The organism is Muribaculum sp., from assembly GCF_029051885.1.
In the GTDB taxonomy this organism is placed as follows: domain Bacteria; phylum Bacteroidota; class Bacteroidia; order Bacteroidales; family Muribaculaceae; genus Muribaculum.
Genome location: NZ_JAIDKI010000154.1, coordinates 25,923 through 34,472, shown reverse-complemented (window position 1 = coordinate 34,472; position 8,550 = coordinate 25,923). Strand labels below are relative to the sequence as shown.

Here is an 8,550-nt window from a genome sequence, read left to right as displayed (position 1 = left end):
TCGTATAGCTTGAGACGATTTTCGACATGTGACGAAGGAGTGTACTTTATGTACACGACTGAGGAACAGGGCGAAAATATGCTCGACGATTGACCGCCCTGACGGTAACATTTATTATTAAACAAGCTCTTAATCGGTAGTGAGCACCAGACGGAAACCGGTAGAACGCTCACGCATGTTCTCCTCCACGCGACGGCGGTAGGCGTTGCGCAACTGGTCGACATTCTCGCTGTCCCAGCCACCACCACGGCGCACGCGGTTCTTGCTCGGCGATGCTCCGAACTGGTCTACCACATCTTTCTTGGGATAGTCGTTCTTGTAGTCCTCGCAGAGCTCCCATACGTTGCCGCTCATGTCGTATATACCGAGTTCGTTGGGTTTGAGCGACTTTACAGGATGCGGACGCGAAGAGCTGTTGATATACCAGTAGCCTACCTCTTCGGCAGTGTTGCTTCCGCTATACTTGAAGTGGCCTGTCTGATGGCCGCCTCGGGCCGCATATTCCCACTCGGCCTCGGTCGGGAGGCGGAATTTGACGCGAGTAATCTGATTGAGGGCACGGATAAACTCATGTGCGTCGTTCCAGCTCACATTGGTCACAGGGAGCTGCGGATCCTTGATGACAGAGGGGTTGGAGTTCATCACATACTCCCAGAGTTCCTGAGTCACCTCGGTCTCTCCGATATAGAAGTCATTGGAGATTGTGACCCAGTGTACGGGCTGCTCATCGCCCTCGTTGCTCTCCTGCTCGGGAGTGGCACCCATCTTGTACATGCCCGATTTCACCTTTATCATATTGAATGAAACAGGGAGCCCCTGGTCGGCTGCCATTCCGCCGATTGAGGCTCCGGCACGTGCGGGGAGTGTCACGGGCACAACGTCGCCAAGACCCTTTTTCTCCTGAGGCTTGGGCATCACGTTGAGCACATAGGTGGTGTTGGCCTTCACAGCCTCGGGGAAGTCGTAGCGCAGGGGCACATACTGCGAGGTCTTTACATTGAGCCAGTTGGAGCCTTCGGGCATGTATATCCAGTATTCCCCGTCCTTGGGGTCGGCCTTAATGATATCGCCTTCGAACGAGGCATCGGGCACGGCGAGTCCGAGGCGCACAAGCGCACAAGGATTGCCGTTGGCATCAGCCACCTGATGGACTACAGCGCTAAGGTCGGAAGCGTCGGGACGGAACTCGCGCACCATCAGCTCCTGGGCCATCGAGGAAGCCATGAAAAAGATTGTAGCAAGAATTGTTGTGACAATACGTTTCATCAGTCTAAGGTTATTTTATTCTAAACGGTTATTCTAATTTTATCAGTTGCGGTCAAGAGTAAACGAGGCTTTTTCGGCCGGGTCGGGAAGTTTGAAATCGCCCATTGTAAAGGCTGTGTCCTGAAGCGGCTGCCATGTGCGCACATGAATCTTGGGATGGTCCTCGTCGTTGAAGTCCCAGATGAGAAACACGATACCCTCGTCGGAATATCCCTTTGTGTGCCACTGCTGACGCAGAGTCACACCGTAGTAATTGGGTTTGGAGGCATGGCGCACCACACGATAGTCGTCAAACTTCACATTGACATATCCGCCGCGGTTCTGGCGGTCAAACACCATTTTCAGACGGCTGAGATACTGCTGCTTGTTCTGCTTCACATACTCCACACGTGTAGGATTGGCCAGGGCGATATCGCTGCGGCGGCGCTCGGTCACCACACGTCCGGTGATAATCAGCGCGTCATCGCTGAAGAGGTCGTCGAGCATACGGATATCCTTCTGGCAGTATGCGTTGCGCAGTTTCTCACACCAGTTGATTATCTGCATTCGGTTGGCGGCATCGCCCAGGCGGGCGCCGTCGCGCAGAAGGGTAAGATACTGGGTGTTCTCCATCGCGAAATTAAAGTCGGAAATACGCCCAGTGGGGGTGAAGTCGAGCACGATTTCCTGAGCCATAGGCCCCTCGTAGGTATCGTCGATGGGCTTCATGTCGACCTGCTGGTTGCGCACCTGCAGACCGCGCAGCGAGCCGTTGGAGTTCTTCTCCTTGAGAAGTTGCCCAACATACTGGTCCTGGGCTGTGGTGAAGTGGACATTCTCCCACGTCATTACAATCGACTGCTTGGCGTCCTGAGTAAGGTCAATGCCGGAGAAGTTGATATCACCTCCGGTAGTTGCAGCCGCATTAATCGCAGTAAACAGATTGGAAACATTCTGTTCTATCGCCGCCTTGACAGCCGGACTCACGGTGGTAGGAGCAAGCCGGAAATCATAGGCACCCTGGGCCGACGCTGCCAGCCCCAGGGCAATAAAGATAAGTGAAATGTATTTTTTCATATCGTATATTTTCAGGGTGTATTGATGTCAGTCTATCTGGCCCTTGGGGTAAACCATACGGCATACTTCCCGCCATATGATGCAAGATGGTCGACACCGCCCGACACATAGTTGTGGCGGTTGTCGTCGGCGGCAGGGCCGAGCAGTGCCACAATCGAGCCTGTGGCGTCGATTATAAGCCAGTGAGAACCTGCGGCGTCGCGACAGGTAGGCAGAGCGCCGAATCCGCGAATCTTGCCTGTGGTCTTGTAGACATTGAGCAGATAGGCGGCCTTGCGAGCGTCGGCCGACTCGAGGAGTTCGGAAATCATGTCGGTAAGCTGTCCGCTGTCGGAGGGATTGGCCTGACATGATATTTTTTTCTGAGAGGATGAAGTCTGGTCAAATACATTGCCGAAAAGCATTCCGAGAGCGGCGCTACCCATGGCCTGCTGCTCGGGCGACACCTCGGCATAGGCGTAGTCATCCTCGACAGCCGGAGCGGGCTGCGGAGCCGGAGCGGCATAAGTATCTTCAGTCTCGGCCATCTGCTGCGGGGCGACAGGTGCGGATGGCTCGACAACGGGTTCGGTCTCTACGGCTACCGGCTCTTCCGCCACTGTATTCTCAACAGGCGCAAGAACTGCTGAAGAGAATGCCGATACAGGGATGTAGCCGAACACATAGGTAGCATTGCCGCGCTTGGCGTTGATATACTTTATCGCACCGAGCTCGGCTGCGGCCACACGACGCGACTCGCCGCTCTCCTCCAGATATTCGTTCATAAAGTTGGAAAGCGTCAGACACACGGTCTCGCGTGCTTCATCGGCATTCTCCATTGTCGACTCGGCAAACACATAGCCTGGGTCGAGCTTGATTTTGTTGATCTCCTTTGTCTGCGACTCACTCTGCGCAAACGACACCATACTGATGCATCCGGCAATGAGGCAGAAGACCAAACGATTGATTTTGTTCATATTTTCCTTGCAAAAAATTCGTAGATAAGAGAGGCGAATATAATCACACTTGCAGCAGGATATTCCACCCGGGGAAATCTCCGGCGCGAGGTGTATGCGTTAAGTGGCACGATGTGTGTCAGTCATCGAAAAGCGACGCGACACGCGACATCGGTATATAGGGAGTAAGCCTGCAGGCCATAGTGCCTTTGCGGCTGTCAAGTTCGGATACATTGGCGGTGACACGCATCAGATGACAGTATCCTTCTGACAGATTGCGCATCACCAGGTAACATGTGGCCACCGGGTCGGTAAAATCGCCCACGCCGAAGAATGGCACACAACCGCACCTGCGGAAATAATCGAGCGCGGCATTGACCGGCACGGTCACAGTAGGGAGCATGTTGTAGCCGTCAATCTTCATCTCAAACAAGAAGTCGTTGGGCATCGTTCCCGTAACGAGCAGCGTGGCAAGAGACTCGAGAGGGTAATCTCCCGTATAAATCGGCACAAATAGCGAGTCGGAATCCTCAGCCAGCCTATAGTAGCGGTTGGAGGTGAGATTGTCGAGCAGATATGAGTCGCCCGGGAGTATATAGTAATTCTTCCGGTAGATCGGCACAAGCTCCTCGCGCGACGTCAGTGTATCGACTCTCTCTCTGCTACATTTCCAAGCCCGGATGTCGGCAACAAGGCGGCGCTCGTTTTCAGGCATCGAAGTGCCGTGGAGCAGTTCGTACTCGATGGGAAACTCAATGTAATACACCGGTGTATCCTCTTTCGTCCATTCCAGTCTGTAGCGCCGGCCGCCTATATCCGCTACCGAAAGGGTAAGCGTAGAGTCGGAGGCATAGGAGCGCAGACGCGAGAATCCGGATTCGGAGCATGTCACCTCATCCTCGGCAAGCATTGCCCCCACGCTCTTCACCCGCTTGAGCGGCAGATCGGCATCAAGGGCGTAGCGCTCCAGAAAATTGAATACACTCCGGTAAGGCATGTGCTCGCGCTGACCGTCGGAAAACATACGGTAACCGACATGTACCACACGGCCGTCGGAGATGTCGATACGCACCGGACGCTTTTTGAATTCCAGCATAATGGTCGTGTCGGAATTCTCCCAGGCATACTGTTGGTCGAGGTCGTAATCAAGGGCGCCAACCATGCGTTCGAGGCAGTCGGCATCGTACAATACAGGTGCACCAAACGCTGTCGACCCACCTAAGGCCGACAGCGTCAGTACAGCTGTTGCTATGTTGGCGAAAAATTTCATTCGTCTATGGTATCTATTTGAGTCTTACATCAAATATGATACGCAACTCATGCCCGATTAGTTCACACCGATGTTGATCTGCTTGGCAGTCTTGTCGGGACGTTCAAGCATACCGGAGGCAAGTTTGCCGTTGACAAACTTACAGCGCGAAATCTTATCGCCGGGATTAAGCTGAAGTGAATTTCCGTTGTGGAGATCCAGAGTATATGATTTAGTAACCTTAATGTCACCATTGGGGCCGTGGGGACGACCGTTCGCTGCCGGGCCGGTATACAATCCGTAGGGGAGCGCATAGCCGGTAAGATAGTTGGAGGGTGTTGACGGGGTTGGCGACTGCGTCGTCTCCGGATTCTTAACAGGCTCCTCAACGACTTTTGCACTATCTGTCTGTTCAGTAGTGGCCTCTTCCACAGTCACTGAATCAGTACCCTGCTGTGGAGTCTCGACTACAACTTCCTCTGTTACTTTGGTTGAGTCTGTGGAGTCGGTGTTGCTATCCGATTTACCGGAGAATACACCGGTGCTAAATAATACTACGGCCACAGCGGCTACTACACCGGCAGCTATTCCGCCGAAGAGGAGGCCCTTTGAGCCGCCCTTCACCTCGACTATCATATCTTTCTTACAGTCGGGGCACACCTTGTCGGCACCATCGGCTATCTCGAAAGTCTTATTCTCGTTGGCTGTCTGACAGTTGCCAACATTCATGCAACGATATTTCTTTACGTTTGCCATTGCTTTTGTGATATTCTTGATTTTTCTTAATTATCTTTTATAAAAAACATACCTGTCAATATGCGTTAACGCTGGGGACGATACTCGGCAATCAACTTCTTGGCGGCCATGGTCCAGTTGACGAAGTCGTTGTAGCGCGACTTGGGAGTCGGATTCTCATCCTTTATCACCTTGCCTACTGTAGCCATGAATTCGGCATCGGTCTCCTTAAGTTTGTCCTGGATAGCCTTGAGCGCGGCGGGATCCACATCCTGCAGTCGAGATGCAAGAGCCTCGCGGGCTATACGTATGGTCTCCTTTCCATGATCCTCGATAAGACGGTCATCATAAGCCATGTCGGTAAACTTGGAATATCCCCATGACACTATATCAGATTCGCCAAAGATATCTTCTTCGCCGGCGGCACCCCACTGTTCGGTACTTTTAGTATCAAACTTGATTGCACCCAGACCAAGGGCCATCATCATATAAGGCATTACCTCGGCACGGAGCTGGTCGGGAGTCTTCGGAGGAAGTGCTGTCAGACTGCGGAAATCCTCAGCCTTGCCCTCGGATGTAAGCACAATCGAGTTGGCGGGATTGGATACAATCAGGCTATCAAATTCGGCCTTAAGCATTGGGAGCGAGCCGATAGCGCGCATCGGGAATCCGTTCTCGACAATCATCAATGTAATCTCGTTGGGACGGGTACCCTCTGTGCTGACAATCACAGATGCGCCCGAGCCGCCGGGGATAGCACCCTCGAGCTTGCGCTTAAGTTCGTCGGCAAACTGCATGAGTGCCGGATCCTTGGCCTTGGGCAGAGTGACGAGCACACGCTTCAGGAGTATATTCTTACCTATTTCGGGAGCCGGAGTATTGGCGTTGTTGAGCTGAATCTCGTTCTGGTTGATTTCGAGGAAGGCTCCACTTGCCTGGATTATATCATGTGCGAATTTGGCAAGGGCCATGTCGTTGCCTCCGAACTTATGCTGGAGACGCTCGAGTATAGGCACATCAAGCACCTTCTCTGTGCGTTCTACAAGGAGATCGTTGTGGAACGTGCGGATTGTCTCGAACACCTGGCCGAGCAATGCGCTGGAAACAGTGTTGTTGGAGAGGTTGGTGACATTGGTGAAACGTCCCTCGCTGTTGAGAGAGTCTACAATCGACGAGCGCACACTGTCGGTGATGGTGCCCATGCGGTCATGGTCACCGTTGAGGCGGCGCTCAAGTTCCTTCATACGGTTGCGGTTGTAGAACTTGACAATCGGGTCGGTCAGTGTCTCTGTACCGTCGCGATTCTCGCCATCGGAAAGGGTCTCGAGATCGCTCAGTGCGGTCATGCGCTCCTTAGTGAATTTGTAGAGCTCGTCGAAACGGCCCTCAAATCCGATAAGGCGACTGTTGAGGTCGTTGAAGCGCTGCTCAAGATTCTCAAGAAGAGGCTTGGTAAAGATCTCGACAGCCGCTCTTTCGGTCATCACCGAGTAGAGCATCTTGGCATAATGTGTGGCACGCTCAAATCGGTTGCCGAATATAATCTGACGCTTTACAATATTGGTATTGAGCACATCTTCCTTGGCCTGGTTGATGATGCCCTTGAATTCGTTGATTTTGGTGTCGAGGTCAGGTATCACAACCTCCGAGCATTCAAGAGCCTGCTCGCGCATCTGCTTTGCGAGCTCGCTGATAATATGGCGTACGCTCACAAGCGCCAGACGACCGTCGGACCACTCGCGGAACAGGTATTTTTCCACACCCTCGGCAATCTGTTTGGCGTATGTGTCGAGGCTGCGTGCCTTGTCGCGGTAGAAATTCTCGACACCGACACTGCGGAATCCCTCGGCATATCCGCCGCGGCAGAGGTCGACAAGTTTGTCGAACGGATGCTGTGTGCCCTTTGCGGCCTCAGCCCAGCGGTCGACACATGGATTCCAATAGCTTGCGAAATCACCTGTATTCCATTTTTCTTTCTCGTCGGAGTCAATGACATACTGCTTCAGACGCATATGCTCGGGGGTGAGCTTCCATGAGCCGCGGCGTCCCGGATCGCGCACGTAGGTCACCTCGTCAAATGAAGGCGCTTCCTCGCGATAGCCCGAGGTGTTGCTCCAATTGTTGTATTTCAGCTGTAGGAGCGCGCTGCTGCCGAGAGTATAGGCGATATGTTCCTGCAGTTCGGTCTCAGGCACGATGATGCGCTTGATTCCAAACGAACCTATAGCGCGTGTGCGCACGGGCAGTGGCGAGCCTTCTTCGGGGTCGGCAGTCTCGTCGTATTCGTCGCGGTTGTTGCTGAGGTTCTCGAATGTATAGAAATATCCGAGTTCCTTGCCCATCTGGTCCATCGGAGAGAATATACGGCTGTATACGAAGTCGGCCACGAGTCCGGCAAGCTGTGTCGGGTCATTGACGGAATAACCGAAGTCGTTCTTGTTGGTATAGAGAATCAGACCTCCGGCGATATTCAGAGCCTGAGGGATATTTCCTTTCTTTACATTCTCAGGAGTAGGATTGTCATATGTAAGGTATATACGACCTGTCTCTACCTTAGTCGACACGTCGTAAGGGGGCGTAGACACGCGTGTGCCCCACTCTGTATTATAGTGTGAGGTAAAGAGGTTGTTGAGCTCCAGCAAAGCACCATAGCCATTGGCCTTGTAACGGCCGGTATCCCAATTGGGCTGGGGAGTTGCTTCGGGTATCTGACAGAACACGGTAAGTGTGAAGCCGTGGTTTTCGGATATATTATGCTCGAACATCCATTTACGGGTCTGAACGATGGCGTCGATAATCGAACCGGAACCGGTACCGCCGGCGAGACCGCAGAACAGATGGAGGTTAATCTTTCCGCCCACTTCCTGTTTCTGGACATCACTCACCGCTTTTGCAAGGCGCGAGAGATATGCGTCGATGTTGGCGGCAAACAGCATACGGCCTGCGCGTCGCTTCTGGTCGGCAGCGGCCCCGATGGGACATACGGCCGACTGGGTAGCGCCGACATTGCCAAGCACACCCATCAGGCGCGGATAGCCTTTGGGGTTGGCAAATATGGCATCAATATTGCTGTGTGTCTTGATGTCGACAAACTCCCTTGTCTCAAACACACAGTTGCCGTGAATTGTCTGATATGATATATCAGAGGCGTCGAGCATTGCGCGGTCGCTGTCGACATAGATAAATTCGATAGGGAGATTCTTGCGCTGTGAAGAATCATATTCAGTCCACAGGCGCTGGCGGAATGCTTTGAGGATCTTGCCTCCGGTGCCTCCGAGACCAATAAGAATATCAGCCATAACGGTTGTT

The 8,550-nt window shown here is 53.1% G+C and carries 6 protein-coding genes; all 6 read right to left on the bottom strand.

Annotated elements, in window-relative coordinates; all coding sequences use genetic code 11:
* Positions 1 to 129 precede the first annotated feature (129 nt).
* Positions 130 to 1,266 carry a formylglycine-generating enzyme family protein gene (locus K2I50_RS06630; protein ID WP_301025449.1) on the bottom strand — a complete coding sequence of 379 codons (1,137 nt, stop codon included), beginning with the start codon at positions 1,264 to 1,266 and terminating at the stop codon, positions 130 to 132.
* 42 nt (positions 1,267 to 1,308) lie between these two features.
* Positions 1,309 to 2,322 (bottom strand): hypothetical protein, encoded by a 1,014-nt coding sequence (locus K2I50_RS06625; RefSeq protein ID WP_301025448.1) that lies wholly within the window; start codon positions 2,320 to 2,322, stop codon positions 1,309 to 1,311.
* A 32-nt stretch (positions 2,323 to 2,354) separates the two neighbouring features.
* Positions 2,355 to 3,278, bottom strand: a complete 924-nt coding sequence (locus K2I50_RS06620) for a hypothetical protein (protein ID WP_301025446.1) — start codon at positions 3,276 to 3,278, stop codon at positions 2,355 to 2,357.
* Between the two features lie 118 nt (positions 3,279 to 3,396).
* On the bottom strand, positions 3,397 to 4,527 hold the full coding sequence (locus K2I50_RS06615) for a hypothetical protein (protein WP_301025444.1): 1,131 nt from the start codon (positions 4,525 to 4,527) through the stop codon (positions 3,397 to 3,399).
* Positions 4,528 to 4,584: 57 nt separating this feature from the next.
* Positions 4,585 to 5,262 carry a hypothetical protein gene (locus K2I50_RS06610; protein ID WP_301025443.1) on the bottom strand — a complete coding sequence of 226 codons (678 nt, stop codon included), beginning with the start codon at positions 5,260 to 5,262 and terminating at the stop codon, positions 4,585 to 4,587.
* Between the two features lie 65 nt (positions 5,263 to 5,327).
* Complete coding sequence (locus K2I50_RS06605) at positions 5,328 to 8,540, bottom strand: tubulin-like doman-containing protein (RefSeq protein ID WP_301025441.1); 3,213 nt, start codon at positions 8,538 to 8,540, stop codon at positions 5,328 to 5,330.
* Positions 8,541 to 8,550: the final 10 nt, after the last annotated feature.

What these genes read in the sequence shown, in the direction of transcription:
- K2I50_RS06630 (WP_301025449.1), bottom strand. Translation starts at nt 1,266, where the DNA reads ATGAAACGTATTGTCACAACAATTCTTGCTACAATCTTTTTCATGGCT.
- K2I50_RS06625 (WP_301025448.1), bottom strand. Translation starts at nt 2,322, where the DNA reads ATGAAAAAATACATTTCACTTATCTTTATTGCCCTGGGGCTGGCAGCG.
- K2I50_RS06620 (WP_301025446.1), bottom strand. Translation starts at nt 3,278, where the DNA reads ATGAACAAAATCAATCGTTTGGTCTTCTGCCTCATTGCCGGATGCATC.
- K2I50_RS06615 (WP_301025444.1), bottom strand. Translation starts at nt 4,527, where the DNA reads ATGAAATTTTTCGCCAACATAGCAACAGCTGTACTGACGCTGTCGGCC.
- K2I50_RS06610 (WP_301025443.1), bottom strand. Translation starts at nt 5,262, where the DNA reads ATGGCAAACGTAAAGAAATATCGTTGCATGAATGTTGGCAACTGTCAG.
- K2I50_RS06605 (WP_301025441.1), bottom strand. Translation starts at nt 8,540, where the DNA reads ATGGCTGATATTCTTATTGGTCTCGGAGGCACCGGAGGCAAGATCCTC.